This is a genomic window from Geodermatophilus sp. SYSU D01105, assembly GCF_054050095.1.
Genome location: NZ_JBJGYR010000022.1, coordinates 41,887 through 67,666, shown reverse-complemented (window position 1 = coordinate 67,666; position 25,780 = coordinate 41,887). Strand labels below are relative to the sequence as shown.

Annotated in this window: 24 protein-coding genes and 1 other RNA gene; 19 read left to right on the top strand and 6 right to left on the bottom strand. The window is 70.1% G+C overall.

All coding sequences use genetic code 11. The annotated features are described in order from the left end of the window. Positions 1–238 precede the first annotated feature (238 nt). The gene (locus ACI79I_RS19570) at positions 239–1,624 is read left to right on the top strand and encodes an FAD-dependent oxidoreductase (protein ID WP_456993981.1); all 1,386 of its coding nucleotides are present in this window, start codon (positions 239–241) and stop codon (positions 1,622–1,624) included. A 47-nt stretch (positions 1,625–1,671) separates the two neighbouring features. Further along, positions 1,672–2,505 (top strand): Nif3-like dinuclear metal center hexameric protein, encoded by an 834-nt coding sequence (locus ACI79I_RS19565; RefSeq protein WP_456993980.1) that lies wholly within the window; start codon positions 1,672–1,674, stop codon positions 2,503–2,505. A 28-nt stretch (positions 2,506–2,533) separates the two neighbouring features. Here the strand turns inward: ACI79I_RS19565 and ACI79I_RS19560 are convergent, their stop codons facing one another. Continuing rightward, on the bottom strand, positions 2,534–2,797 hold the full coding sequence (locus tag ACI79I_RS19560; RefSeq protein ID WP_456993979.1) for a hypothetical protein: 264 nt from the start codon (positions 2,795–2,797) through the stop codon (positions 2,534–2,536). A 250-nt stretch (positions 2,798–3,047) separates the two neighbouring features. On the opposite strand from ACI79I_RS19560, the gene ACI79I_RS19555 reads away from it, so the two are divergent. The 4 genes from ACI79I_RS19555 (at position 3,048) to nadA (ending at position 6,282) form a co-directional block, all read left to right on the top strand. Next, complete coding sequence (locus tag ACI79I_RS19555; RefSeq protein ID WP_456993978.1) at positions 3,048–3,788, top strand: zinc ribbon domain-containing protein; 741 nt, start codon at positions 3,048–3,050, stop codon at positions 3,786–3,788. 52 nt (positions 3,789–3,840) lie between these two features. Then, a complete protein-coding gene (locus tag ACI79I_RS19550; protein ID WP_456993977.1) occupies positions 3,841–4,935 on the top strand; it encodes a bifunctional RNase H/acid phosphatase in 1,095 nt (364 codons plus the stop codon). A 77-nt stretch (positions 4,936–5,012) separates the two neighbouring features. Next, entirely contained in the window at positions 5,013–5,135 is a 123-nt protein-coding gene (locus tag ACI79I_RS19545; RefSeq protein ID WP_456993976.1) for a hypothetical protein, read from the top strand. Between the two features lie 115 nt (positions 5,136–5,250). After that, complete coding sequence (gene nadA / locus ACI79I_RS19540) at positions 5,251–6,282, top strand: quinolinate synthase NadA (protein WP_456993975.1); 1,032 nt, start codon at positions 5,251–5,253, stop codon at positions 6,280–6,282. Between the two features lie 83 nt (positions 6,283–6,365). Here the strand turns inward: nadA and ACI79I_RS19535 are convergent, their stop codons facing one another. Continuing rightward, positions 6,366–6,584 (bottom strand): hypothetical protein, encoded by a 219-nt coding sequence (locus tag ACI79I_RS19535; protein WP_456993974.1) that lies wholly within the window; start codon positions 6,582–6,584, stop codon positions 6,366–6,368. 206 nt (positions 6,585–6,790) lie between these two features. Next, complete coding sequence (locus ACI79I_RS19530; RefSeq protein ID WP_456993973.1) at positions 6,791–7,546, bottom strand: sulfite exporter TauE/SafE family protein; 756 nt, start codon at positions 7,544–7,546, stop codon at positions 6,791–6,793. Positions 7,547–7,608: 62 nt separating this feature from the next. Here ACI79I_RS19530 and ACI79I_RS19525 point away from each other — a divergent pair, with 62 nt between their 5' ends. The 5 genes from ACI79I_RS19525 to rnpB all read left to right on the top strand — a co-directional run bounded on the left by ACI79I_RS19525 (position 7,609) and on the right by rnpB (position 11,646). Then, positions 7,609–9,135 carry an MFS transporter gene (locus ACI79I_RS19525; RefSeq protein ID WP_456993972.1) on the top strand — a complete coding sequence of 509 codons (1,527 nt, stop codon included), beginning with the start codon at positions 7,609–7,611 and terminating at the stop codon, positions 9,133–9,135. A gap of 4 nt (positions 9,136–9,139) precedes the next feature. Beyond that, a complete protein-coding gene (locus tag ACI79I_RS19520) occupies positions 9,140–9,844 on the top strand; it encodes an alpha/beta fold hydrolase (protein ID WP_456993971.1) in 705 nt (234 codons plus the stop codon). Between the two features lie 30 nt (positions 9,845–9,874). Continuing rightward, the gene (locus tag ACI79I_RS19515; RefSeq protein ID WP_456993970.1) at positions 9,875–10,435 is read left to right on the top strand and encodes a dihydrofolate reductase family protein; all 561 of its coding nucleotides are present in this window, start codon (positions 9,875–9,877) and stop codon (positions 10,433–10,435) included. A 39-nt stretch (positions 10,436–10,474) separates the two neighbouring features. Further along, positions 10,475–11,197, top strand: a complete 723-nt coding sequence (locus ACI79I_RS19510; RefSeq protein WP_456993969.1) for a PIG-L deacetylase family protein — start codon at positions 10,475–10,477, stop codon at positions 11,195–11,197. Between the two features lie 48 nt (positions 11,198–11,245). Beyond that, positions 11,246–11,646: RNase P RNA component class A (rnpB, locus tag ACI79I_RS19505), an RNA gene on the top strand. A gap of 46 nt (positions 11,647–11,692) precedes the next feature. Here rnpB and ACI79I_RS19500 read toward each other — a convergent pair. From ACI79I_RS19500 to ACI79I_RS19490, 3 genes are read right to left on the bottom strand one after another with little or no spacing between them, the layout of a single operon-like run. After that, positions 11,693–12,169, bottom strand: coding sequence for a site-specific integrase (locus tag ACI79I_RS19500; protein WP_456993968.1), 477 nt, complete (start codon positions 12,167–12,169; stop codon positions 11,693–11,695). Positions 12,170–12,207: 38 nt separating this feature from the next. After that, positions 12,208–12,828 carry a site-specific integrase gene (locus ACI79I_RS19495; RefSeq protein ID WP_456993967.1) on the bottom strand — a complete coding sequence of 207 codons (621 nt, stop codon included), beginning with the start codon at positions 12,826–12,828 and terminating at the stop codon, positions 12,208–12,210. After that, a complete protein-coding gene (locus tag ACI79I_RS19490) occupies positions 12,821–13,393 on the bottom strand; it encodes a helix-turn-helix domain-containing protein (protein WP_456993966.1) in 573 nt (190 codons plus the stop codon). The genes ACI79I_RS19495 and ACI79I_RS19490 overlap by 8 nt, the downstream gene beginning before the upstream one ends. Before the next feature lie 106 nt (positions 13,394–13,499). Between ACI79I_RS19490 and ACI79I_RS19485 the strand changes: the two genes are divergently transcribed. From ACI79I_RS19485 to ACI79I_RS19450, 8 genes are all read left to right on the top strand, one after another. Continuing rightward, positions 13,500–13,691 (top strand): helix-turn-helix transcriptional regulator, encoded by a 192-nt coding sequence (locus ACI79I_RS19485; protein WP_456993965.1) that lies wholly within the window; start codon positions 13,500–13,502, stop codon positions 13,689–13,691. A gap of 2 nt (positions 13,692–13,693) precedes the next feature. Then, positions 13,694–14,674: an AAA family ATPase gene (locus tag ACI79I_RS19480; RefSeq protein ID WP_456994006.1), complete on the top strand. Its 981-nt coding sequence runs from the start codon at positions 13,694–13,696 to the stop codon at positions 14,672–14,674. 428 nt (positions 14,675–15,102) lie between these two features. Then, entirely contained in the window at positions 15,103–16,476 is a 1,374-nt protein-coding gene (locus tag ACI79I_RS19475) for a helicase-related protein (protein WP_456993964.1), read from the top strand. Between the two features lie 78 nt (positions 16,477–16,554). Then, positions 16,555–16,905 (top strand): histone-like nucleoid-structuring protein Lsr2, encoded by a 351-nt coding sequence (locus ACI79I_RS19470; RefSeq protein ID WP_456993963.1) that lies wholly within the window; start codon positions 16,555–16,557, stop codon positions 16,903–16,905. 1,339 nt (positions 16,906–18,244) lie between these two features. Further along, a complete protein-coding gene (locus tag ACI79I_RS19465; protein WP_456993961.1) occupies positions 18,245–20,695 on the top strand; it encodes a type I restriction-modification system subunit M in 2,451 nt (816 codons plus the stop codon). Continuing rightward, on the top strand, positions 20,692–21,930 hold the full coding sequence (locus ACI79I_RS19460; RefSeq protein ID WP_456993960.1) for a restriction endonuclease subunit S: 1,239 nt from the start codon (positions 20,692–20,694) through the stop codon (positions 21,928–21,930). The genes ACI79I_RS19465 and ACI79I_RS19460 overlap by 4 nt, the downstream gene beginning before the upstream one ends. After that, complete coding sequence (locus ACI79I_RS19455) at positions 21,927–25,049, top strand: type I restriction endonuclease subunit R (RefSeq protein WP_456993959.1); 3,123 nt, start codon at positions 21,927–21,929, stop codon at positions 25,047–25,049. Before ACI79I_RS19460 ends, ACI79I_RS19455 begins: the two co-directional genes overlap by 4 nt. Continuing rightward, positions 25,039–25,773 (top strand): M48 family metallopeptidase, encoded by a 735-nt coding sequence (locus ACI79I_RS19450; RefSeq protein ID WP_456993958.1) that lies wholly within the window; start codon positions 25,039–25,041, stop codon positions 25,771–25,773. Before ACI79I_RS19455 ends, ACI79I_RS19450 begins: the two co-directional genes overlap by 11 nt. Positions 25,774–25,780: the final 7 nt, after the last annotated feature.

Here is a 25,780-nt window from a genome sequence, read left to right as displayed (position 1 = left end):
CTCCGGCCGGCCGGCGCCACTCTGTGCTGCCGGACGGCGTCCTGACCGGGCGCGCATCCGGCACGGACCGGTCCGCCGAGCTGCCCGCCGTGGAGGCCGCCGCCGACGAGCTGGTCCGGTCGCGCGGCGTCTCCGACCTGTCCCCGGCCTCGGTCGGCGGGCGTATCAGGCGCGGGAGGTCCCGCATCAGGTCATCCAGGAGCCGCCGCGGTGGGGGTGGCAGGACCCGGAGGTAGTGATGACCGTTGGCACCGCAGGCCGGGACGGCACCGCCGTCGTCATCGGGGCGAGCATCGCCGGGCTGCTGGCGGCCCGCGTCCTCGCCGAGCACGCCGACCGCGTCGTGGTGCTGGACCGCGACGCCCTGCCCGAGGACGCCGTCCCCCGGGGTGGCGCCCCGCAGACCGCCCACCCCCACGGGTTGCTCGCGCGGGGCCGGCGCGCGCTGGAGGACCTGTTCCCCGGGCTGACCGAGGACCTCCTCGCGCGGGGAGCCGTGTCGGGCGACATGCAGGACGACTTCCGCTGGGTCAACCAGGGCCTGCCGATGGCCCGCGGCCGGTCGGGGCTGCGTGGCCTCATGGTGAGCCGGCCGCTGCTCGAGCGGGAGGTGCGCCGCCGCACCCTGGCCGACCCTCGGATCACCATCCGGGAGCGGGTGGACGTCCGGTCCCTGCTGCACGACGCGTCGGGCCGGGTGCTCGGCGTCGCCGGGCTGGACCGGGACGTCGCCGGGCCGGGGATCCGGCACTGGGAGGCCGCCCTCGTCGTCGATGCCTCCGGTCGGCAGTCCTGCGCACCGGAGTGGCTGGCCGCGCTCGGTTTCGAGCCGCCGGAGGAGGAGCGGGTGGAGGTGGACGTCGCCTACGCCACGCGGCAGTACCGCCGCGAGGCCGCCCACCTCGACGGCGCTCTCGGGCTCGCCATGCCGGGCACGCCGGACAACCCGCGGGGCGGCGTCCTGCTCGCCCAGGAGGGGGATCGCTGGATCTGCGGGCTCGGCGGGATCCTCGGTGACCGGCCGCCGCTCGACCCCCAGGGCTTCGAGGCCTACGCCGCGAGCCTGCCATCGTCCCTGCTCCACGAGGTCATCCGTTCCGCCGAGCCCCTCGATGCGCCTCGGCGCTTCCGCTTCCCCGCGTCGGTGCGCCGGCGGTACGAGCGGCTGGCGCGGTCGCCGCAGGGGCTGCTCGTCACCGGCGACGCGGTCTGCAGTTTCAACCCGGTCTACGGCCAGGGGATGACCGTGGCGTCGCTGGAGGCGCTCGCACTGCGCGACGTCCTCCGTGCGGGGCTGGACCGGCCTTCGCTGGCCCAGGAGTTCTGGCGGGCCTGCGCGCCGGTCGTGGACGTCCCGTGGCAGATGGCTGCCGGCGGCGACCGGCGGTTCCCCGGCGTCCCGGGGCCGGTGGACCGGCGGACGCGGCTGCTCAACGGCTACGTGGCACGGGTGCAGCGCGCGGCCGCCGTCGACCCCGCGGTCGGGGCGGCGTTCCTGCGGGTGGCCAACCTCGAGGCGTCTCCGCCCAGCCTGATGTCCCCGTCGGTCCTGGCCCGCGTCGCGCGGGCGTCGCGTCGCCGGCCGGTGGTGGTGTCTCGCCCGCGAGCGCTCGCGGAGGCGTGAGGACGACGTCGGCGGGGCGGCGCCGGGGTCTGACCTACAGTCCGCGGGTGACCGTGACGCTGGGCGAGGTCGTCGCCGCGCTCGAGGCCCGCTACGACCCTGCGCTCGCCGAGGACTGGGACGCCGTCGGGCTGGTGTGCGGCGACCCCGACGAGCCGGTGGAACGGGTGCTGTTCGCCGTCGACCCGGTCGCTGCGGTGGTGGACGAGGTGGAGGAGACCGGCGCCCAGCTGCTCGTCACCCACCACCCGCTCTTCCTCGGCGCCGTCCACGGGGTCCCGGCCGACGACCCCAAGGGCCGGCTCGTGCACCGGCTGATCCGGGCGCGCGCCGGCCTGTTCGCCGCGCACACCAACGCCGACCGCGCACCCGAGCACGGGGTGAACGACGCGCTCGCCGGAGTCGTCGGGCTCACCGGGACCGTTCCGCTGCAGCCGACCGTGACCGACCCCCGCGCCGGCCTCGGCCGCGTCGGCCGGCTGCCCGGACCGATGACGCTGCGACAGTTCGCCGCCCACGTCGCGGCGGCCCTCCCGGACACGGCCGGGGGCGTCCGCGCGGCCGGCGACCCCGATCGGCGGATCGAGACCGTCGCGGTCTGCGGGGGGAGCGGGGGCTCGCTGCTGCCCGCCGCGGCGGTCGCCGGTGCCGACGTCCTCCTGACCAGCGACCTGCGGCACCACCCGGTCTCCGAGGCGCTCGAGGTGAGCGGCCCCGCCCTGTGCGACGTGGCGCACTTCGCCTCGGAGTGGCCCTGGCTGCCGGTCGCGGCCGACGTGCTCCACCGCGACCTGTCCGGACGGGTGGAGGTCGCCGTCTCCCGGCGCCGCACCGACCCCTGGACGTGGCACGCCGCGGGGGACGCGGCCCCGGCCGGCTGAGCCCCGGGCAGGGCGTGCGGGTGTGTCGTCAGGCCCCGGTCGAGGCGGCGGCACGCCAGGTGGACCACACGTCCTGCGCGATGGCCGCGTACCGGCTCGCGGGCCCGGCGGTGTCCGCGTCGAACCAGCGCACGAACTCCTCGTGCACGAGCCGCTGGACGTCCTCGACGGACCGGGCTCCGTGCAGGCGAGCCACGATGCTCCCCGCTTCGGGGCGGTACTCGTCGGGGTTCTCGGCGACGGCGATGCCGATCGGGTCATGGCGGTACAGCAGGGCCTCGACCTCAGCCACCAGCCCCTCCGCCGCCACAGCGGCACCGTACGGGGACGCCGGGGGCAGAGGCGACCACACCGGACGGCGGACCCGACCGTCCGGAGCTCGCGACCCGCTGGCGTGGGCGCCGCCGGGAGCGCCGGGGGGAGCCGGCCACGCGCAGGTGGTCGAAGGACCCCCGTGCCCCCGCCGCTCGCACGCTCGCGGCGGGACCCTGCACGGGGGCCGGGCGCCGAAGGCCGGGGCGGTGCCCCGGTAGTTTGGCCGGGTGAAGGCCGACCACTTCGACCAGCAGAAGCTGCTGGCCCTGGCTGCCGAGGACGTCGCGCTGTCCCAGCTGGCCCACCGCAAGCGCACGCTGCCCGAGCTCGCCGCGGTGGAGTCCGCGGTGGAGTCCGAGCGCGGGTTCGCCGAGGCGGTGGTGCGCGCCGAGACCGAGGCGCGCGACCTGCAGCGGGAGGTCAAGCGGCTGGAGGACGACGTCGAGACCGTGCGCAACCGCGCGGCCAAGGACCAGAAGCTGCTCGACTCCGGCTCGGTCTCGGCCAAGCAGATGACCGACCTCCAGCACGAGCTGCAGTCACTGGCCCGCCGGCAGTCCGACCTCGAGGACACCGAGCTCGAGCTCATGGAACAGCTGGAGACCGCCGAGGCCGCGCTGCGCGAGGCCCAGGCAGGCCAGGCGGAGGCCCAGGCCGAGCGGGAGCGGGCCGAGCAGCTGCGCGACGACGCCCTCGCCGACATCGCCGACGGCACCACCCGGCACGAGAAGGCCCGCCAGGAGGCCGCCGCCGGCATCCCGGCCGACCTGCTGGCCCTCTACGAGCGGATCCGCACGCAGACCGGGGGCACCGGCGCGGCCATGCTCAAGGCCCGCCAGTGCCAGGGCTGCCGCATCGAGCTGTTCGGCAAGGAGCTGGCCGCCGTCCGCAACGCCGACCCGCACGAGGTCGTGCGGTGCGACAACTGCGGCCGGATCCTGGTGCGGACGGCGGAGAGCGGCCTGTGAGGACGCGCCAGGGAGTGCCGGCGACCGAGGACCGGATCGGACGGGGAGGGCGGTGAGCCGGCGGTTCATCGTCGAGGCCGACGGCGGCTCCCGGGGCAACCCCGGCCCGGCCGGCTACGGCGCCCTGGTCCGCGACGCCGCGACCGGACGGGTGCTCGCCGAGCGGGCCGAGTCGGTCGGGCGGGCCACCAACAACGTCGCCGAGTACGGCGGCCTGGTCGCGGGGCTGCAGGCCGCCCTCGACCTGGACCCGAGCGCGCAGGTGGAGGTCCGCATGGACTCCAAGCTGGTCGTCGAGCAGATGTCGGGTCGCTGGAAGGTCAAGCACCCCGACATGCAGAAGCTCGCACTGCAGGCCCAGCAGATCGCCCGCCAGCTGGGCGGGGTCCGCTACACCTGGGTGCCGAGGGCGCAGAACGCCGCGGCCGACGCACTGGCCAACAGCGCCATGGACGGCCGGCCGGTGCGGCGCGACCTCGCCGCGGAGCCCGCCACCACCGAGGACGACGTCCAGCCGGTCGCCGAGCCGGCGCCGGTGACCACCACGGTCACCCACCTGCTGCGCCACGGCCGCACCGAGCACACGCCGGAGCGTCGGTACAGCGGCCGTAACGACCTGCCGCTGTCGGCGACCGGCCGGGCCGAGGCCGAGGCCGCCGGGAAGCGCGCGGCGGAACTGGGCATCGAGGTCGTGGTCGCCTCGCCGCTGCGCCGCGCACGGGAGACCGCCGAGGTCGTCGCCGGCGTCCTCGGGCTGCCGGTGCAGGTCGACGACGACCTGGTCGAGCTGGACTTCGGCCGGCTGGAGGGGCTGACCGCCGAGGAGGCCCGTCGCGAGCACCCGCTGGTCACCCGCCGCTTCGCCGAGGGCGTCACCGTCGCCGCCCCCGGCGGGGAGTCGGTCGCCGACGTCAGCCGCCGGGTCGCCCGCGCCCGGGAGCGCATCCTGCGCGCGCACGCCGGGAGGACGGTGCTCGTCGTCAGCCACGTGACGCCGATCAAGCTGCTGCTGGCCGCCGGCCTCGACGTGCCCGACGACGTCGTCCACCGCGTCTTCCTGGAGGCCGCCTCGTTCTGCACCGTCGCGTGGAGCTCCGACGGGCGCTCGTCGGTCCGGCTGGTGAACGACACGAGCCACCTGCGCTAGTCCCCAACCGGTGAGTCGAGGACGCCGCGGCGGTCTCCTCCCGGGTGGGGCCACCAGGGGTCCCCGGGCGCAGGAGGGTGGTCCTGGGCTCCGGCCGGCCCTCCTCCGGCGTCGGCGGCCCGCCGGGGGTGCTGCTGGAGGACCCCCGGGTCGTCCAGGGCCGGCGGGTCACGCACCTGCTCTCCGACGTGCGCCGCTGACGTCTGGGAAGCGGCGACCCGCGCCGGGCGTTGCAGGGGGTGCCCCACGCCACACCCGGCCGACCGGCGGCCCGGGAGATCATGGGGCCCGCACGCCCCCCACCCGAGGAGTCCCGTGACCGTGACCATCGCCCCCGCCACCTCCGCCGTCGTCGGTGACGAGCGCACGCTCTCGCCCGCGGAGTACGAGCGCTGGGCGGCCGAGGTCCGCCGCCTGGCGGAGGAGCGCGGCGCGGTGGTCCTGGCGCACAACTACCAGGTGCCCGAGATCCAGGACGTCGCCCACTTCACCGGCGACTCGCTGTACCTCTCCCGGGTCGCGGCGCAGACCGACGCCCGCGAGATCGTCTTCTGCGGCGTCCACTTCATGGCCGAGACGGCGAAGATCCTCTCGCCGGACAAGACGGTGCTGCTGCCCGACCACGCCGCCGGTTGCTCGCTCGCCGACTCGATCACCGCCGAGCAGCTGCGCGACTGGAAGGCTCAGCACCCCGGCGCCGTCGTCGTCAGCTACGTCAACACCACCGCCGCGGTGAAGGCCGAGACCGACATCTGCTGCACGTCGTCCAACGCCGCCGACGTCGTCCGGTCGATCCCGGCCGACCGCGAGATCCTGTTCTGCCCCGACCAGTTCCTCGGCGCGCACGTCAAGCGGGTCAGCGGGCGGGAGAACATCTCCATCTGGGCCGGGGAGTGCCACGTGCACGCCGGGATCAGCCCGTCCGACGTCCGGGCGCAGGTCGCCGCCCACCCGGACGCGGAGATCCTCGTGCACCCCGAGTGCGGGTGCACGACGTCGGTGCTGGACCTGGTCAGCCACGGTGACCTGCCCGCGGACCGCACGCGGGTGCTGTCCACCGGCGGGATGGTCGAGGAGGCGGCCAGGACGCAGTCGCGCGAGGTGCTGGTCGCCACCGAGGTCGGCATCCTGCACCAGCTGCGCGCGCTCAACGAGGGCACGCGGTTCATCCCGATGAACGACCGGGCCGCCTGCCGCTACATGAAGATGATCACACCGGCGAAGCTGCTGCAGACGCTGCGCACCGGCGAGGGGGCCGTCGACGTCGACCCGGGGACCGCTGCCCGCGCCCGCCGCGCGGTCGAGGCGATGATCTCGATCGGCGAGCCGGGCCGCGGCGGGGAGTAGAAGGACCCCCTGCCCCCCACCGCTCGCGCTCGCGGTGGGACCCAGCAGGGGGCCGAGGCCGGGACGGGGCTGTCGGCCGGCGGTCAGGTGCGGACGGCGGTGGAGAGGTCGGCGACGATCGCCTTGAAGGTGCGGGTGTCGACCTCGTCGTCCACGGTGACGCGGACGATGTCGGACACCTGCTGCTGGGAGGTGGGCCGCACGGCGGCGACGCGGGCGGCGGCGACCAGGTGCAGCCGCTGGGCCCGGGCGGTGGGGCTCTCGGTGGCGTTCGGGACCGGGGGGAGTCGGTTCTCGCGCATGGGCCGACGGTAGGCAGCCCCGCCCACCCGGCCGGGCACCGCGAGCGCGTGTCCGCGGTCAGGTGGACCCGTCCGTCACACCCGTCGCGGGAGGCGACTGCGGTCAGACCTGCAGCGCCACCCACAGAGTGGGCACGCCCTCTGGTTCGGCTCCCCACGGCCTCGGGTGGATCGGCTCCCGGCCGGTCCACCCCTCCGGGGCAGGCCTAGACCCGGGTGAACAGGTAGGCCGACACCGCGACGCCGAACACCACGATGAACACGCGCAGCGGGGTCGTGGGGATCCGGGTGGCGATGCGGGCGCCCAGGAAGCCGCCGAGCAGGCTCGCCGGGGCGGCCACGGCGACCACCAGCCACTCGACCGGACCCCAGATGCCGAACACCACGAGGGTGACCGTGGCGGTGACCGCCGACAGCGCCGACTTGAGGGCGTTGGCCAGCTTCAGCCGGTGCAGCCCGACGCCGAGGACGCCGACGAGGATCACCCCGAGCGCGCCGCCGAAGTAGCCACCGTAGACCGTGGCCAGGAACAGCGCGGCGTGCAGCCAGACCGGGTCCCGCCGCGGCCCCTCCTCCTCGGCCTTGCGCAACCGGCGGGTCAGCAGGGGCTGGACGGCCAGCAGCAGGCTGGCCAGGAGCACCAGCACCGGGACGACGACGTCGAAGGCCTCCGACGGCGTGGTGAGCAGCAGGACGCTCCCGGCGGTGCCACCGAGCAGGGCCACCACGCCGAACCGCAGCAGCCGGCCGCGCTGACCGGCGTACTCGCGGCGGAAGCCGAGCACGCCGCCCAGGTAGCCCGGCCACTGGGCGATGGAGTTGGTGACGTTGGCGGCGACCGTCCCCAGCCCCAGCGCGACGAGGGTGGGGAAGAGGATCAGCGAACCGCCGCCGGCGATCGAGTTGATGACGCCGGCCGCGAGGGCGACCCCCGCGGCGATGGCCAGGTCGACGGCGGACACGGACGGCGAGCCTACGGCGACCCGGTTGGTTGCGTTGTGCACCACAGGGGCACCCTGGGCCGGTGGGCAAGTGGCTCCCGCTGATCGCGATCTGCACCGGCACCTTCATCCTCCTGCTCGACGTCACGATCGTGAACGTCGCGCTCCCCGAGATGGCCCGGGACCTGTCGACGTCGTTCGACCAGCTCCAGTGGGTGGTCGACGTCTACGCGCTGGCGCTGGCCGCGCTGGTGCTGGGAGCCGGTTCCGTGGCCGACCTGTACGGGCGGCGCCGGGTGTTCCTGGTCGGGCTGGTGGTCTTCGCGCTCGCCTCGCTGGCGTGCGGGCTGGCGCCCAGCGCCGGGTGGCTGATCGCGTCCCGCGGCGTGCAGGGCATCGGCGGCGCGGCGATGTTCGCGACCACGATCGCGCTGGTCAACACCAGCTATGAGGGCCGGGACCGGGGGAGCGCGTTCGGCGTCTGGGGTGCCGTCGTGGGTGCGGCCGCGGCGCTGGGGCCGATCCTCGGCGGCGCCCTCACCGAGCTGTCCTGGCGGTGGATCTTCTACGTCAACCTGCCGGTGTGCGTGCTGGCGGTGGCGCTGACGCTCACGGCCGTGACGGAGTCCCGGCAGACGTCGGCGCCCCGGCCGGACGTCGCCGGCATCGCGCTGTTCACCCTCGGCGCCGGCGCGGTCGTGTACGGGCTGGTGGAGGCGGCGGCGGAGGGCTGGGGGCGGCCGGTGGCGTGGGCGCCGCTCGCCGGCGGGCTCGTCGTCCTGGCGGTCTGGGTCGGGGTGGAGCTGCGGCGGCCGGCGCCGATGCTCGACCTCCGCCTGTTCCGGTCCCGGTCGTTCACCGGGATCATGGCCGGCGCGCTGCTGTTCAACGCCGCGGCGTTCTCCGAGCTGGTCTACGCCTCGCTGTGGCTGCAGTCGGTCGAGGGGATGACCCCGCTGCGCGCCGGGCTGGTGTTCATCCCGCTGTCGTTCATGAGCTTCGTGGTCGCCGCCGGCACCGGACGGGTGCTGCAGGCCCGCTCGCCCCGCCTGGTGCTCGGCACCGGCCTGGTGCTGGTGGGCGTGGGGGCCCTGCTGCTCGCCCGGGTCGGCGAGGGCTCGAGCTGGACGGTGCTGGTCCCGGGGCTGGCGGTCATGGGCGTCGGTGCGGGGTTGGCCAACCCGACCCTGGCCTCCGCGGCGCTCGCCGCGGTGCCCCGCGAGCGCAGCGGCATGGCCTCCGGTGCGGTCAACACCGCCCGGCAGCTGGGGCTGGCGCTCGGGGTGTCGGTCCTCGGCCTGGTGTTCACCTCGGCCGCCGCCGGCGTGCTCCGGGACGGTGGCGTGCCGGACCCGGCGGGCACGGCCTCCGCGCTGTCCGGGGGCCAGGCGCCGGGGATCCTCCAGGCCGCCGACCCGGCTGCCCGCCCGGCGCTGGCCGACCTGCTGTCGGCCGCCTACGTCGACGGCCTGAGCGGTGCCTTCCTCACCTGCGGCGTCGCCGGGCTGCTCGGCGGGCTGCTGGTGTTCTGGCTGGTGCGGGCGCAGGCGCCGGCCGCTCCCCGCCGGCCGGCCCCGGAGGCGGAGCGGGCCGCGGCCCCGGCACGATGACCGGATGACCGATCTCGTCCTGGTCCACGGGGCCTGGCACGGCGCGTGGTGCTGGCGGCGGGTGCTGCCGTCGCTGTGGGCCGAAGGGCACCGCGTGGTCCCGGTGACGCTGTCCGGGCTCGGGGAGCGCGCGCACCAGCTCTCGCCCTCGATCACGCTCTCCACCCACGTCGAGGACGTGGTCACCGCCGTGCGCGCCGAGGAGTGCCGGGACGCGGTGCTGGTCGGGCACAGCTACGGCGGGATGGTGGTCACCGGCGCGGCCGACCGGCTGGGGGAGGAGGTCGGCCGGCTGGTCTACGTCGACGGCGTCGTCCCGACCCCGGGGGAGTGCTGGTCGACGCCCAACCCGCCGGGCGTGCGCGAGGAGCGGCGGGCGGTCATCCGGGAGACCGGGGTGATCCCCCCGCCGGACCCGTCGGCGTTCGGGCTGACCGGCGCCGACGCCGAGTGGGTGCAGCGGCGGCAGACCCCGCAGCCCGGCGGCGTCTACGACGAGCCGCTGCACTTCGACGGCGAGCGCTGGGCCGCCCGTCCGCGCACCTACGTCGACTGCAGCGTCCCGGCGCTGCCCAGCATCGAGCCGTCGCGGGAGCGGGCGCGCAGTCAGCCCGGCTGGGAGGTGGTCGCGCTGGCCACCGGGCACGACCCGATGGTGAGCGCTCCCGACGAGCTGGCCGCGGTGCTGCTGGACGTCGCCGGGCGATGAGTTCTCGGCCCCGGGCGGGTCCGCCCTGTCATGGCACGGATCGTCATCACGCAGAACACCACGCTGGACGGCGTCGTCGAGGCCCTCGACGGGTGGTTCGACCCGACCGAGGACGCGGTCGACGCCGGTGACCACCTCGCCGTCGTCCGGGAGCACATGGCGGGGCAGTCCGGCTTCCTCGTCGGGCGGCAGACGTTCGAGGACATGCGCGGCTTCTGGCCGGCGCAGACCGACGACCCGACCGGCATCACCCGGCACCTGGACGAGGTGGACAAGTACGTCGTCTCCCGCACGCTGGGCGAGCCGGGGTGGGCGAACACGCGCGTGCTGTCGGGGGACCCCGTCGAGGAGGTGCGCGCGCTGCGGTCCTCGGCGGACGGGGAGGTCGGCGTGACCGGCAGCATCATCCTCTGCCACGCGCTGATCACCGCGGACCTGGTCGACGAGTACCGGCTGTTCGTCTTCCCGCGGGTGCTCGGCCGCGGGCGCCGGCTGTTCCCCGACGGCACCGACGTCCGGCTGCAGTCGGTGTCGGCGCGGCGGTTCCGATCCGGGATCACGCTGCTCGTCCACCGGCCGGTGCGCAGCTGACCCTCCCCGGACGCCGTCCGCCGGAGCAGACTGCCCGCCATGCCGTCCCTGCCGATGCCCGACGACTGGCAGCGCGCCCTCGTCGTGGCCGCCCACCCCGACGACATCGAGTACGGCGTGGCGGCCGCGGTCGCGGTGTGGACCGCGGCCGGCAAGGAGGTGCACTACCTGCTGGCCACCCGCGGCGAGGCCGGCATCGCCGGGATGACGCCGGACGAGGCCGGGCCGCTGCGCGAGGAGGAGGAGCGCCGGTCGGCCGCCGTCGTCGGGGTCTCCGAGGTGGAGTGCCTCGGGCACCGGGACGGCGTCCTGGAGGCGGGGCTCCCGCTGCGCCGCGACCTGGCCGCCGCGATCCGGCGGCACCGGCCGGAGCTCGTGGTCACCATGCACGGCGGGGACACCTGGACCCCGCCGGGCATCACGCCGGGGGCCCTGAACTCACCGGACCACCGGGCGCTGTCCCGCAGCGTGCTGGACGCGGTCGCCGACGCCGCCAACGAGTGGATCTTCCCGGACCTGGCCGAGCCGCGGTGGACCGGCGTCCAGTACATCGCCGTCCAGAGCGTCGGCGAGGAGCCGCCGCACGTCGTCGACGTCAGCTCGGGGGTGGAGAAGGCGGTGGCCTCGCTCTCCGAGCACCGCCGGTACCTGGAGGTGCTGTCGGACCAGCCGGTCGAGGAGCAGGCACGTCAGCAGATCGACATGGCGACCCTCACCGAGGACGGGGAGCGGCGGGTCGGCTTCCGCCTCTACTGGGGTTGACCCGTCGAGGTCCGCGGCCCGGGTTGCCTAGACTGGGCGGACGACGGACGAGTCGGCCGGGCGGTCGCGTCGGCGGGGGAGACCCCGTCGCCGAGGAACGTCCGGGCTCCACAGGGCAGGGTGGTCGTTAACGGCGACCCGGGGCGACCCGCGGGACAGTGCCACAGAGAACAGACCGCCAGCGGTTCGCCGCTGGTAAGGGTGAAACGGCGGTGTAAGAGACCACCGCACACCGGGTGACCGGTGTGGCTCGGTAAACCCCACCCGGAGCAAGGTCGAGAGGGACGGCGGAGACGTCGTCCTGCGCAGGCGTTCGAGGGCTGCCCGCCCGATGCCTGCGGGTGGACCGCTCGAGCCTGCCGGCAACGGCAGGCCTAGATGGATGACCGCCCATCGGGAGGCCGCGAGGCCCCCGTGGACAGAACCCGGCGTACAGGCCGACTCGTCCGTCGCCCCCGCCTCAACGGAGGTCCCACCTGCAGGGACTCCGCTGCGTCACTGGGCCGCGGAGTCCTGGGGGCACACCGGGGGCACACCAGCTCCACGCCAGGCCTCGTCCACGGCCTCACGGGTGCGGTCGTCGGAGTCCGGCCACAGGTGCGAGTAGGTGTCCAGGGTCTCGGAGGCCGAGGCGTGGCCCAAGCGTGCCTGGACGGTCTTGACGGACTCGCCGTGCCGGATGAGCAGGGACGCGTAGTGGTGCCGGAGGCCGTGGAACGTTTCCGTCGACGGCAGCGCCGCAGCTCGGGCGGCCGGCTGCCACACCTGCGCGGAGAACGCCGTCCGCCGGATCGGCTTGCCAGCCTCGGTGGTGAAGACGAAGCCGTCCGGAGCGGCCGGGAAGGCTGCCAGGTGGGCGGCCAGGGCGTCGACGACCATCTGGGGGAGCGGGATGGTCCGGTGGGACGCCGCCGTCTTCGGCGGGGCCAGGAAGGGCTCGCGACCAGGAACGAGCACCAGCTGGCGGTCCACGGTGACCTGCCGCCGCAGGAAGTTGATCCGGTCGACGGTCAGCTGAAGACCTCGCCCTGCCGCATCCCGGTGCCGGCGGCCACGACGAAGAGAGTCCGGTACCGGTCGGGCACGGCGGCGATGAGGGCGGCGACCGCCTCGGTGGACAGCGGCTCCACCCGCTTCGGCTGCCGCTTCGGCAGCCTGGTCCCCTCGCACGGGCTGGTGGCCACGCGCCGGTCGCGGACCGCGGCCTTGTAGATGCCGGCCACGATCCGATGCACCACGCCCACGGTGGATGGGGCCAGCGTCTCCGACAGTCGCTTCACCCAGGCCTGGACCTCGCTGGGCCGGACGTCCGCCAGTGGCCGGTGGCCCAGGTGCGGATACACGTGCCGGCGCAGCATCGTCTCGTGGTGCGCCGCGGTGGTCGGCCGGTGCACCTGCCCGGCCCGCCACTGCTCCGCGTACTCCTGGAGCGTGACCTTGCCGGCCTTCGGGTCGACGTACGCCCCGGTGAGCATGGAGTGCTCGATGGCGGTGGCGTACCGATCGGCGTCGACCTTGCGGGTGAACGTCTTCTTCCTCTGGGCGCCCGCCAGGTCACGCCAGCGCGTCTCCCAGGTGACGAGGTCGGCCTTGCCCTCCCGTGCCCGGACGCGCTTGTAGACGCTAGCCACGGCTGGTGTCCGAAGAGCGGAGGGCCGTGAGCCCGCCGTGGAGGAAGAGGTGGGCCAGGGAGTCGTTGCCGGTGGCGAAACCGGCTGCTCGAGCGCGCTCGAGCGCGGCCACGCCCGCGTCGATCGCCCTGGCCATGGCCTCGAAGTCCTCGGCCTGGAGAGGCTCGTCGTGCGGTCTGTTCTGGGCCTTCCACTCCCCGTGTAGATCCACAGAACGCAGCGCGCGTGCGCCGGTAGCCCAGAGCCACGCCTGATCCCACGCGACGCGCTCGTTTGGTGTGAGCGCCACGTCGGGCTGCTTCTCCGATGCCTGCGATGGGCTGGGGAGGAGCAGTCGGTTGGGGCTCACATCCAGCGCCACCGCGAGCGCCAGGAGGTCGTCCACGTCGACCCGTCGCTCCCCACGCTCGATCTTGCTCAGGCCGCTGATAGAGATCGGGCGCCCCAGCTCGGCGAGCCGTTCGGACAGGCGTCCGAGGGTCATGTCCTGTTCATTCCGAAGACGGGCGAGGTTCTGACTCACCCGTTCGGCGACCGGCCCGCGTTCGAGATCACGAGTTGCCATGACAGCGAATCTATCGCTGTCCTTGACAACCAGCAAGGTCTCGTGAACCCTTCTTCGTGTCCATGACGACGAACTGGTCGTCATAACGAACAAGAAGGACCACGCGATGAGCACCCTCATGACCGTCTCCGACCTCGCCTCGTACCTGGGCGTGCCGACGGCCACCATCTACTCCTGGAACAGCCGGGGCCTCGGCCCGAAGCGGTACCGGGTCGGGAAGTACGTCCGCTACCGCCGGGCGGACGTCGACACGTGGATCGACGAGCAGGCCGCGCCGGCCAGCATCGTCACGCCGTGACGATGTCCATGTCCGTCGTCCCGCCGCCGGGACGGCTGCGTGACCTCGTCGGCGCGCAGACGGTCGACGAGGTGCTGAGGGAGAACCAGGGCCGGGCGCGGTTCATCGTCGACGGCCTCGTGCATGCCACCACCACCCTCGTCTATGGCCTCAGCGAGGCCGGGAAGAGCTGGCTGATGGTCGACCTGGTCGCGGCCCTCGCCCGAGGTGAGAACTGGCTCGGTAAGCCGATCAACGGCGGTCCACGTCGCTCCCTCGTTCTGGCCGCAGACGCGGGCGGCAAGTGGGAGTACGCCGAGCGGCTCGGGAACGGCCTCGGAGACGGCGTGCACCTCGGGAGTCCCCCGCCCCCCGACATCAAGACCTGGAAGGCCGTCGGCGCCGACGCCGCGTCCGAGGGCATGGACATCGTGGTCGTGGACAACCTGTACGCCTGGGCCGGCGACGTAGACATGAACTCCAACGCGGACGTCGCCGGGCCCCTCGCATGCCTCAAGACCCTCGCAGAGGCCGGCGTCGCGGTGACGCTGGTGCACCACACCAACAGCGGCGGACGCAAGCCGGCAGGCGTGCACTCGATCCCGGCCTTCTTCCGTCACAGCCTGGCGGTGACCCCCGCCGGCATCCGGAGCCACGGCAACGACGCTCCAGGGGCCACCTACTGGCTCGCCCGACACGGCGGCCGGATCCTCGACGGGGGCCTGAAGAGCAACACCAGGGTCCCCCCCCGAGGGGGACACCGCCGCGTTGGTCGTCGGTCGACCCACCGCTTCGGCTCGACACCAGGAGGCCCTGGCGGTTCTGCAGCAGGCGCCCCCCGGCCTCGGCCAGCGGGCCCTCGGCAGGCACCTGAGGGACAACATGGCCAGCGTCGACACCGAAGACGCGGGCGTAGGGATCCTCAAGGCGCTGAAGGAGAAGGGGCTGTGGCCGCCCACGCCGGGCGTCCCCTCGCCGCCCTCAGCTGGGTGAGAGACGGGTGAACGGGGCTGGGTGGGTGGGTCGGTTCCCCCCTACAACCCCCCTCCCCGACCCACGCACGAATCACCCGTCGAGAGCCCGCCCCCGAAGGGCGGGCCCCCCTCCGGCCCGCCCGTGCTCCGGGCCCCCCTTAGGGCCCGGACCAGCACAGACGCCAGTCCGGGCCGCTGCGCGCGAGCGCAGCCGCCCGGCTTGGCCTCGGCTTCCCTGACCGAGGCCCGGATCGAGCGCCACGCAGGGCGCTCGGAGCACCACCGACCACTGGTCAAGGCACAGCCCGAAGCGCAGACGGGCTGCGAGCCCGTCGGCCAGCGAATGCCGCGTCGGGGGCTTTGGGCCCCCGAACTTCTAACCGCACCGCCAGGCCGCCGTCGGGGCTGCCGTGGCTGACCCCTGCCCTGAGGCAGGGAGCCCGAGACGAAAGACACCGATGGACCCGAACAACTTGAAGTACTTCTCCTGCGCCGAGGTCGACGGCGGCCGCCTGCGGCCGCACCAAGCCGAGGGCGTCGCGCTGATGGCGACGACCCCGAAAACGCTATGCGCCGACCCGGTCGGCGCCGGCAAGACGGTTCAGGCCGCCGGCCTGATCGCCCACCTCGCCGAGACCGGCGAGGTGTCCTCGGACCATCCGGCTCTGGTGCTCACCATGGGCTCACAGCTGGCCCACCAGACCGCGACCGAGTTGTCCCGCTTCCTTCCGGCTCTCACCGTCCTCGGCCTGGCCGGACACCGCGGTCTCGCCTCCTCGGCCAGTGAGCGCCGCCGGTGGGAGACGCTGAACCGGCCAGCCCACGTGAAGGTCATGACCTACTCCCAGTGGCGCACCCGCCGGCAACTGTGGGAGGGCCCGGTTCCGTCTGTCCTCGTCCTGGACGAGGTGTCCGCGCTCAAAGGCGGCGGCGCGGACTACGAGGCGGTCATGTCCATCGCGTCTGACGCGACCCGGGTGCACATGTTCTCGGCGACGCCGTACGAAAACGACCCGGTCGAGATGTGGCTCATCTACTCCCTGCTGCACCTGCCCGACCTGCCGACCTTGGCGGACTTCGAGAACTACTACGTGGCCTGGCGCGAGTACGACAACCGGCGCCAGCCGGTCGGCTGGGCCACCGACCTGGCCGCGGAGTACTTCCGGCAGTTGACCGCCCCGCACTTCTTCCGCTGGGAGGAGGCCGTGGCCGACCTGAAGCGGCCAACGTACGCCCGGGCGGACCGGTGGGTCCCGCTCTCACCGGGGCAGGCCCGCCTGATGGCCGCAGCGGACCGGAACGACGGGCTCAAACGTCACCAGGCGCAGAAGGCGATCGTCACCGGCGCGGTCAGTGGCCTCTCGGCCCGAGCCCTGGAGGCCGCGCGGCTGGTCGCCGAGATCGTTGATCGCGACCCGACCGGGAAGGTCCTCATAATCGCGGAAAGCCTCACGGAGTTGGATTTGATCGCCTCCGACCTGACCAAGGCGGGGATCGGCTGGACCGAGGTGCGGGGCGAGACGAAGCAGACCGACCGCGCCGACGTCGTCGAGCGGTATCGGTCAGATTCCGAGCTGCGGGTCCTGCTGGGCTCCAAGGTCCTGGAGCGCGGGCTCAACCTGCAATTCTGCCGGTACCTGATCACGGTAGGGCTGCCGGATAACCCGGCGCGTCTGGAGCAGCAGATCGGGCGCATTGTGCGCCACGGCTCCCCCTTCTACGCGGTCGAGCATTACGTCGTCCTCACCGAATGCGCCTACGACCGCTCGGCAGCGCGCCGTGTTCTCAGGAAGGAGGAGCACGCCGCCATGGTAATCACGGCAACCCCCTAACACGGTGCGGACACCATATTCCACTGACAGCATTCATTCTTCTCTGACTTACACCGATACTCACCCAAGGGAGTAGCAATGGCTCAGCGTAAGATTACGCGTTTCCTCGACGACCTGGATGGAACCGAGATCGTCGACGGAGCCGGCCGGACGGTCCGTTTCGCGCTGGACGGTCGCGAATACGAGATCGACCTGACGAACGAGCACGCCGACGAAATGGCCGCGGTTCTCGACCGCTACGTCAGCGCGGCCCGGAGGGTCACGCGCCGGTCTGCCCGGACCAAGTCCACGGGTGCCAAGTCGACCGCCCCGGCGGACTACAACGCCCAGGACGTCCGCACCTGGGCCAAGGCGAACAACATCGATGTGCCAAGCCGCGGTCGCATCCCGCGGAGCGTGGTCGATCAGTTCCACGCCGCCGGCAACTGATCGACGGTCTGGGCGGGGCCGGGTGTCGCGCGAACCGCCCGGCCCCGCCCTCACTGCCGCCGGACAAGCCCGCCCGGCTGAACCAGGCCATCAGACGGGTGGCCCGCCACCGTTCCCCGTTCCCGGAGGGAATTGGGTAGTGCTCAACGACCACAAGTACGACCGGAAGGCCAGGGACGCCTGGCGCGGAAGGAGCAGCAGGCCGCGCTGTTGCGCATTAAGACGGTCTGACCGCCCCAGAGACGCTCGGCTCCTCCCCAACGGCGGCGTGTCATGGGCCCCGTCAGCCGCCGCCATAACGGTCCCGCACGGGCATCCAAGAGCGCCGCGCCGCAAGGCCATCGGCCGCCGACTTCGAGAGGCATCGACGGGCCGTCTTCCAACTGATCGCCCAGCATCTGATCAAGTCTGTCGAGCTGGGCGCGCGGGCAGCCGGTCCCCCTACACCGCAGGCGCCAGCGCCGCCGTCGACGTCGTCACGCCGCTGGGCGCGCTGGCCCTCGGTCCGCAGGAGTGGAGGGGCTTGCCCTCGGCATCGTGGCGGCTGTGATGGCTGGGCTGCGCCAGGACGACGCCGCCCAGCCATCACAGCCAATGCCGCGACATCCACGCCCGGAGCCAGCCCGGCCGCGAAAGCCTCGGACCCTTTCGCTTCGACGCGCTCGGCGGCGACTCGGCGTACATCCGTGTCTTCCCGGACGTCGGAGCGGACGACCTGGTCCACAACGGGACCTTCAAGGATGGCCAGACGGCGCCGGCCGTCTGCAGGACGACGGGCCGGATGGTGGTGCTCGACCCGAGTGTCGGCGAGCGGCCGCGCCGGTCCGATGTCTGGGTGCAGGGCATTGGCTCCCCGGGGCCGACGCAGTACGCGCCGCTCACCTGCGGCGACATTGACGAAGCTCTCCTCGACGCCTTGCCACAGTGCTAACGCGGCTCAAGCTGTTCCGTGGTCGAGGCAGGTGACCGTGGCTGACCACCTGGACCAGCAATGACCGCGGACGTCGACCGTCGACTCGAGCGCCGTAACGGTGAGCGTCAACCAGTCCGGCGCGAGCCCGCGGTCGACGGCCAACAGCCGAACCTGCGCCCGGAGACCGGCGGCGGCTCGGCCGGCGTGGTCGTAGGGCAGGGCGGTGGTGACCGACAGGACGGCCGTGCCTAAGCGTCACGGACAAAACGGTTGCCAGTGAAGTCACCGACGCCGTCCTCCCATCATCGAGTAGCGCCGCAGCCACGCCGCAGCCCTGGATGCCGCCGGAATGTCATACCATTATGTTAAGATGGGCGAAATGCCTAGCCTGTCATTTCTTACCAATGCGAAACGTCGGGAGTTTCTGTGGTCCTGAAGAAGTCCGACCTGTACCGCTCCTTGTGGCGCAGTTGCGACGAACTGCGCGGCGGCATGGACGCATCCCAATACAAGGACTACATCCTGACGCTGTTGTTCGTAAAGTATGTATCGGACAAGGCTGAGGTCGACCCCGACGCCCTCATGGAGATTCCCGACGGGGGATCCTTTGCCGACATCGTGGCCCTGAAGGGCAAAAAGAACATCGGTGAAGGAATCGACACGGTCATCGGAAAGCTGGCCAAGGCCAACGATCTTGGTGGCGTCATCGATGTCGCCTTCTTCAATGATGACGAGAAGTTGGGCAAGGGCCAGGAGATGGTCGACCGGCTGTCCAAGCTGGTCGCCATCTTTGAACGCCTCGATTTCCGGAGCGGTCGCGCCGGCGGCGATGACCTGCTCGGCGACGCCTACGAGTACCTCATGCGGCACTTCGCCACCGAGTCCGGCAAGAGCAAGGGGCAGTTCTATACCCCGGCCGAGGTGTCGCGCGTGCTCGCCAAGGTGGTGGGCATCGGTCAGGACACCAAGCAGTACCAGTCGGTGTACGACCCGACCTGCGGTTCTGGATCGCTGCTCTTGAAGGCAGCGGACGAGGCGCCGAACGGCCTGACGGTTTATGGCCAGGAGAAGGACGTTGCCACCTGGGCACTTGCCCGCATGAACATGATCCTGCACGGCTACGAGACGGCCGACCTGGAGAAGGGGGACACCATCACGTCTCCCGGCTTCACGGTCAACGACCGGTTGAAGCCGCACGACTTCGTCGTTGCCAACCCGCCGTTCTCCAGCAAATCGTGGAGCAATGGCATCAACCCCAAGAAGGATAAGTACGAGCGCTTCGAGGACGGCGTCCCGCCGGCCAAGAACGGCGACTACGCTTTCCTGCTTCACGCCATCAAGTCGCTCAAATCAACCGGCAAGGCCGCAGTCATCCTGCCGCACGGCGTCCTCTTCCGCGGTAATGCCGAGGCGACGATCCGCAAGAACCTGCTCAAGCGCGGCCTCATCAAGGGGATAATCGGCCTGCCCCCGAACCTGTTCTACGGCACCGGCATCCCAGCCTGCATCGTCGTCGTCGACAAGGAGAGTGCCGTTGGACGCACCGGCGTCTTCATGATTGACGCATCGCGCGGCTTCATCAAGGACGGCAACAAGAACAGGCTGCGGTCGCAGGATATCCACAAGATCGTCGATGTCTTCACGCGGCAGATGGAAGAAGCCGGCTACTCTCGGCTGGTGCCGCTCGCAGAGATCGCGGACAAGAAGAACGACTACAACCTCAACATCTCGCGCTACATCGATTCCAGCGATCCCGAGGACCTTCAGGACCTGGTGGCGCATCTGCAGGGTGGAATACCTGACCACGACCTGGACCTGCTGAGCCACTACTGGAATGCCTTTCCCGGTCTGCGCGAGCAACTCTTCGAGACCGACCGCCCTGGCTACAGCCGCGCCCGTGTGGCACCGGCGGACGTGGCCGGCGTCATCGAGGCCAACGGCGAGTACCAGCGGCTTGACAGACTGATCGCGGCCAGACTTGACGCTTGGTGGGCGGCTCATCGCACGACCCTGTCAGGGCTCAAGGAGGGCACCCCGCCTAAGCCGGTCATCGGGGAGCTGTCCGAGCATCTGCTCGGTGCGTTCGTCGACGTGCCGTTGATCAGCCGCTACGACGTCTACGAGCAGCTCATGATTTATTGGGGCTCTGTCCTCCAGGACGACATCTATCTCGTCTCGACGGAGGGATGGGCAGCTGCCGCTGCGCCGCGGGCGCCGCTCGTAGATAAGGAGCGGAAGATTTCGGAGGACGCCGACCTCGTCATCGGTAGTGGCAAGTCGGCGCAGAAGTACAAGATGGACCTGCTCCCGCCAGGCCTCGTGATGCGGCGATACTTCGCGGCGGAGCATGCGCAGGTTGAGCAGCTGCAGCTTGCGCTGGATGCCGCCACGCAGGCGCTTGAGGACTTTGTCGAGGAACATGGCGTCGAAGGTGGCCTCCTTGAGGATGTCGTCAATGACAAGGGCAAGGTGACCAAGTCGGCCTTGACGGCGCAGGTTAGGGCTCTCCGCAACGAATCAGAGCGTGCTGACGAGCTCGAGGCGGCGAAGCAGGCCGCCGATCTCTTAGCGACCGAAACCACGGCTAAGAACGCGCATAAGGATGCACTGACCAACCTCCAGAAGCGCACACTGGCTCAGTACGAGCAGCTTACTGAAGATGAAATCAAGGGCTTGGTCATCGATGACAAGTGGTTCGCGACTATCCGTGCCAGCGTCAGCGAGGTTGTGCGCGCGGCGGCCTACCTTCTGGATGCGCGGTGCGAGGAACTCGTACGGCGCTACGACGCGACCCTGACTCAACTCAACGGACGTGTGGATGACCTTGCCGCCCGAGTTGAAGCCGTTCTTCAGGACATGCTTGGGGGCCGCGCATGACCACGGCAATCTGGCCCGCTGAGTGGCGCGTACGGCCGCTACAGGAACTGCTGCGGCGATCTCCGAGCTACGGCGTCAACGCCGCGGCATCGCCCTACGTGCCGACGAGACCCACGTACATCCGGATTACTGACATCAGTGACGATGGACGGTTCATGCCGTCCCCCCGCGTATCGGTTGATCATCCGGCGGCTCCGCAGTACCTACTGCAGGAAGGGGATCTCGTCTTCGCTCGAACGGGCGCGAGCGTAGGCAAGTCGTATCGCTATCGAACTGAGGATGGGATCCTCGTCTATGCGGGCTTCCTGATTCGCATCACGCCTGACCCAGCCGAGCTGAATCCAGAGTTCTTGTCGTACTACGTCCAGACGCAGGCATACTGGAACTGGATCAAGGTGATGTCGGTCAGAAGTGGCCAGCCAGGCGTGAACGGGCAAGAGTACGCGCAGATGCCGGTTCCTGTCCCTCCACGTCCTGAGCAGGACGCCATCGTCCGTGCCTTGCGCGAGGCAGACGACCTCGTCTATTCGCTTGAGCGCCTCATCGCGAAAAAGCAGCAGGTGAAGAAAGGTATAGTGCAGCACCTGTTGGCTGGACGAACGCGTCTACCGGGTTTCTCAAACGAGTGGTCACCTGTAACGGTTGGCTCGCTTGGCAGGTTTCTTAAGGGGCGCGGGATTAAGCGCGACGATGTGCGCCCGAGCGGCGTTGCGTGTATTCGTTACGGTGAGCTTTATACCCGTTACGGGAGTTACATCGAGGCGCCGGCTTCCTATGTCGACGCCGCGGTAGCAGCGACGGCGCAGCCTCTGCAACGAGGCGACCTCCTGTACGCGGCTTCAGGAGAGACGTCTGAGGACATCGGTATTTGTTCGGCGTTAATCGCGAGTATGCCGACAGTCGCGGGTGGCGACATCATCATTCAGCGGGGTCACGGGCAGGATCCTGTCTTCCTTGCAAGCCTGATGAACTCAGCATCCGTGATCGAGGAAAAGAGTCGTCTGGGGCAAGGGGATGCAGTCGTTCACATCAGCGCGGCAGCACTCGGCTCTATTGAGGTGCGCCTGCCGGAGTTGCCGGAGCAGCAGGCGATAGCCCGTGTCATCACTGATGCACACACAGAGATTGACCTGCTGACGGCGCGCCTCGCGAAGACGAAACAAATCAAGCGGGGAATGATGCAAGAGCTACTTAGCGGGCGTACCCGCCTGGCCGTCGGGAAGGAAGCGGCGTGAGCGATGTCGGGCAGCCGGAGCGCAAGACACAGAACCGCGTCGTGGCGATGGTGCGCGACCGGCTCGGCTATCAGTACCTCGGCAATTGGGAGAAGCGCGCTGGCAACAGCAACGTCGAGACGGACCTGCTGCGCGCCAATCTGATCAAGCGGGGTTACTCGGAGGCCGTCGTCAGCAAGGCTGTGGCGGCGCTTGACCGGGCACGGCTGGTGGGTGGTGGCCGCAGTCTCTATGAGGCCAATAAGGAGGTGTATGACCTGCTGCGCTACGGCGCCAAGGTTAGCCCCGAGGCCGGCAAGCCGAAGCAGACCGTCGAGTTCATCGACTGGGAGCATCCGGAAGCCAATGACTTCGCCGTCGCGGAGGAAGTATCGGTCGAGGGGCAGAACAACAAGCGGCCCGACGTCGTCCTCTACGTCAATGGTATCGCGGTCGCCGTCCTAGAGCTGAAGCGGTCCTTCGTCAGCGTGTCGGAAGGCATCCGGCAACACCTTGGCAATCAGAAGGCGGACTTCATCAAACCGTTCTTCTCGACGGTCCAGCTCATGCTTGCGGGCAACGACGTCGAAGGGTTGCGCTACGGGGTCATCGAGACCCGCGAGAAGTATTGGCTGACATGGAAGCTCACCTCCGATATGGACGACGTCACCCGCGCCGCCATGGAGGCGTGCGCCGCTGGCCTTGAGCAGCCGCTCGACCGGGCGCTGGCCCAGATGTGTACCAAGGGGCACCTCCTGGAAATCGTCCACGACTTCATGGTTTTCGAGGCCGGGGTCAAGAAGACGTGTCGCCCCAACCAGTACTTCGGGGTCAAGGCAGCGCAAGCCCGCATCGCGACGCGCGAGGGCGGCATCATCTGGCACACCCAGGGGGCGGGCAAGAGCCTGACCATGGTCTGGCTGGCGAAGTGGATCCGTGAACACCAGGAGGATCCACGCGTCCTGATCATTACGGACCGCACCGAGCTCGACGAGCAGATCGAGGGCGTCTTTCTGGGGGTCAAGGAGCAGGTCTACCGCGCCAAGAGCGGCGCTGACCTCATCGCCCAGCTCAACACTAGCGAGCACTGGCTGATGTGTTCGCTGATTCACAAGTTCGGCAAGGGTGGCGAAGGCGACTCGATCGAGGAGTACATCGCCGAGCTGAAGAAGAGCCTGCCGCCGGACTTCGCACCGAGGGGGAACTTCTTCGTCTTTGTCGACGAATGCCACCGGACGCAGTCCGGGCGGCTGCACGAGGCGATGAAGGAGCTGCTGCCGGGCGCCATGTTGATCGGCTTCACCGGCACGCCGCTGCTGAAGACCGACAAGCAGAAGAGCATCGAGACCTTCGGCAGCTACATTCACACCTATAAGTTCGACGAGGCCGTCCGCGACGGCGTCGTCCTGGACCTGCGCTACGAAGCTCGGGACATCGATCAGGAGATCACCTCGCTGGCCAAAGTCGACCAGTGGTTCGACAATAAGACCAAGGGTTTGACCGACCTTGCCCGGGCCGAACTAAAGAAGCGCTGGGGGACGATGCAGCGTGTCCTCAGTTCGAAATCGCGGGCGGAGAAGATTGTCGCCGACATTCTGATGGATATGGACACTAAGGAGCGGCTGGCCAATGGCCGCGGTAATGCCATGCTGGTCGGCAGTAGCATCTACCAGGCCTGCAAGTTCTACGAGCTGTTCAGCCAGACCAGCCTCAAGGGCAAGGTCGCCATTGTTACGAGTTACGAGCCGAACCCTAGCGACATCGCCAAAGAGGACGCCGGCGAGGGGCTGAACGAGGCGCTGCGCCAGTATGAGATTCACCGCAAGATGTTGGCCGACTACTTTGACGAACCGGCCGACCAGGCCATGCACAAAGTCGAGGAGTTCGAGCGGCAGGTCAAGCAGAAGTTCATCGACGAACCAGGGCAGATGCGGCTGCTCATCGTCGTGGACAAGCTGCTGACCGGCTTCGACGCACCGTCGGCCACGTACCTCTACATCGACAAGCAGATGCGTGACCACGGCCTATTCCAGGCCATCTGCCGCGTCAACCGCCTCGACGGCGACGATAAGGACTACGGCTACATCGTCGACTACAAGGACCTGTTCCGGTCGATTGAGGGCGCGGTCACGGACTACACAGCGGGCGCCCTGGACGGCTACGACGAGGAGGACGTCGCCGGCCTGCTGGAGGACCGGCTGGAGAAGGGGCGCGTACGGCTGGAGGAGGCTCTCGAGGCCATCCGGCTGCTGTGCGAGCCAGTGTCGCCGAAGGACACGCGGAACTACCAGCACTACTTCTGTGCCGCCGATACGGGTGACGCCCAGGCGCTCAAGAGGAACGAGCCGAAGCGAGTGGCGCTGTACAAGGCAGTGACCGCCCTCGTCCGGGCGTACGCCAACATCGCCAACGAGATGACCGAGGCCGGCTACTCCGTCACGGAGGCCATGGACATCAAGGCGGAGGTCCAGCACTACGAGCGGGTACGCCAGGAGGTCAAGCTCGGTGCAGGGGAGAACATCGACTACAAGGCGTACGAGGCCGACATGCGCTACCTGCTGGACACCTACATCCGTGCCAGTGACTCCGAGACTGTCACGACGTTCGAGGATCAAGGACTGATCGACCTCATTGTTAAGCACGGCGTGACAGCGGCCGTCGATCAGCTGCCGGATGGCATCAAGGCCAGCCCCGAGGCCGTCGCTGAGACGATCGAGAACAACACCCGCAAGCTCATCACCGATGAGCAGCCAATCAACCCGAAGTACTTCGACAAGATGTCGCAGCTGCTCGACGCCCTCATCGAACTGCGCCGGCAGCAGGCCATCGAGTACAAGGAGTACCTGGAGCGGCTGGCAGCGCTAGCTAAGCAGGTGGCCGCGCCGGAAACCGGCTCGGACTACCCAGCGGCGATCGCCAGCAGTGCGCTGCGTTCGCTGTACGACAACCTCGACGGCGACGAAGCTCTGGCGCTCAAGCTTGGTGCGGTCATCCTCAGCACCAAGAAGGACAGTTGGCGCGGGAACCGGATGAAGGAACGCGAGGTCTACAACGCCATCCGGCGGGTGCTGAGCGAGGAAGCGCCGACTGTCGACGTCGACGCGCTGTTCGAGGTGGTGAAGCACCAGCATGAGTACTAGCTCACCCGTTATCCGCGTCGCCGGCCTCGACGTCGACGTCGTCCGCAAGGACGTCAAGAACCTGCACCTGGCCGTTTATCCACCGTTCGGCCGCGTCCGGGTGGCCGCGCCGCCAGGCCTGGATGATGACGCTGTCCGACTGGCGGTGGTTACCCGCCTGCCTTGGATCCGCAAGCAGCGCCAGCGGTTACTGCAGCAGGAGCGCGAGACACCCCGTCAGTACGTCGATGGGGAGACGCACTATGTGTGGGGGCGCAAGTACCGTCTCCGGGTGGTTGATGACGGGGCACGCCAGGGCCTCGTTGAGCGGCACGGTCACTGGCTGGAACTGCACAGCGCAGTCGGGACAAGCCGCGACTCACTTGAACGCCGGCTGACTGCCTGGTACCGCGAGGAGCTCAAGGCCGCGATCCCGGAGCGGCTTGATCATTGGGTACCGCTCGTGGGCGTTGAGGCACCCGGGTGGGCGGTCCGTCGCATGAAGACGAAGTGGGGAACTTGTCAGCGGGAACAATCCAAGATTTGGCTCAATCTGGAGCTCGCGAAGAAGCCGCCGGAGTGCCTTGATTACGTGATGGTGCACGAGCTCGTCCACCTGCTCGAGCGCAATCACACCGAGCGCTTCTTCGACCTGATGAGTCAACTTATGCCGACCTGGCGCACGCACCGCGACGTCCTTAACCGGCTGCCGTTGGCTGACGAAGCCTGGGGGAGTATGGACTAGCGGAGCT

Bases quoted from the DNA above. Each gene is read 5' to 3' on its own strand.
- ACI79I_RS19450 (WP_456993958.1), top strand. From the start codon at position 25,039: ATGAGTACTAGCTCACCCGTTATCCGCGTCGCCGGCCTCGACGTCGAC.
- ACI79I_RS19475 (WP_456993964.1), top strand. From the start codon at position 15,103: ATGGACCCGAACAACTTGAAGTACTTCTCCTGCGCCGAGGTCGACGGC.
- ACI79I_RS19460 (WP_456993960.1), top strand. From the start codon at position 20,692: ATGACCACGGCAATCTGGCCCGCTGAGTGGCGCGTACGGCCGCTACAG.
- ACI79I_RS19510 (WP_456993969.1), top strand. From the start codon at position 10,475: ATGCCGTCCCTGCCGATGCCCGACGACTGGCAGCGCGCCCTCGTCGTG.
- ACI79I_RS19470 (WP_456993963.1), top strand. From the start codon at position 16,555: ATGGCTCAGCGTAAGATTACGCGTTTCCTCGACGACCTGGATGGAACC.
- ACI79I_RS19520 (WP_456993971.1), top strand. From the start codon at position 9,140: ATGACCGATCTCGTCCTGGTCCACGGGGCCTGGCACGGCGCGTGGTGC.
- ACI79I_RS19480 (WP_456994006.1), top strand. From the start codon at position 13,694: ATGTCCATGTCCGTCGTCCCGCCGCCGGGACGGCTGCGTGACCTCGTC.
- ACI79I_RS19485 (WP_456993965.1), top strand. From the start codon at position 13,500: ATGAGCACCCTCATGACCGTCTCCGACCTCGCCTCGTACCTGGGCGTG.
- ACI79I_RS19515 (WP_456993970.1), top strand. From the start codon at position 9,875: ATGGCACGGATCGTCATCACGCAGAACACCACGCTGGACGGCGTCGTC.
- ACI79I_RS19570 (WP_456993981.1), top strand. From the start codon at position 239: ATGACCGTTGGCACCGCAGGCCGGGACGGCACCGCCGTCGTCATCGGG.
- ACI79I_RS19490 (WP_456993966.1), bottom strand. From the start codon at position 13,393: ATGGCAACTCGTGATCTCGAACGCGGGCCGGTCGCCGAACGGGTGAGT.
- ACI79I_RS19535 (WP_456993974.1), bottom strand. From the start codon at position 6,584: ATGCGCGAGAACCGACTCCCCCCGGTCCCGAACGCCACCGAGAGCCCC.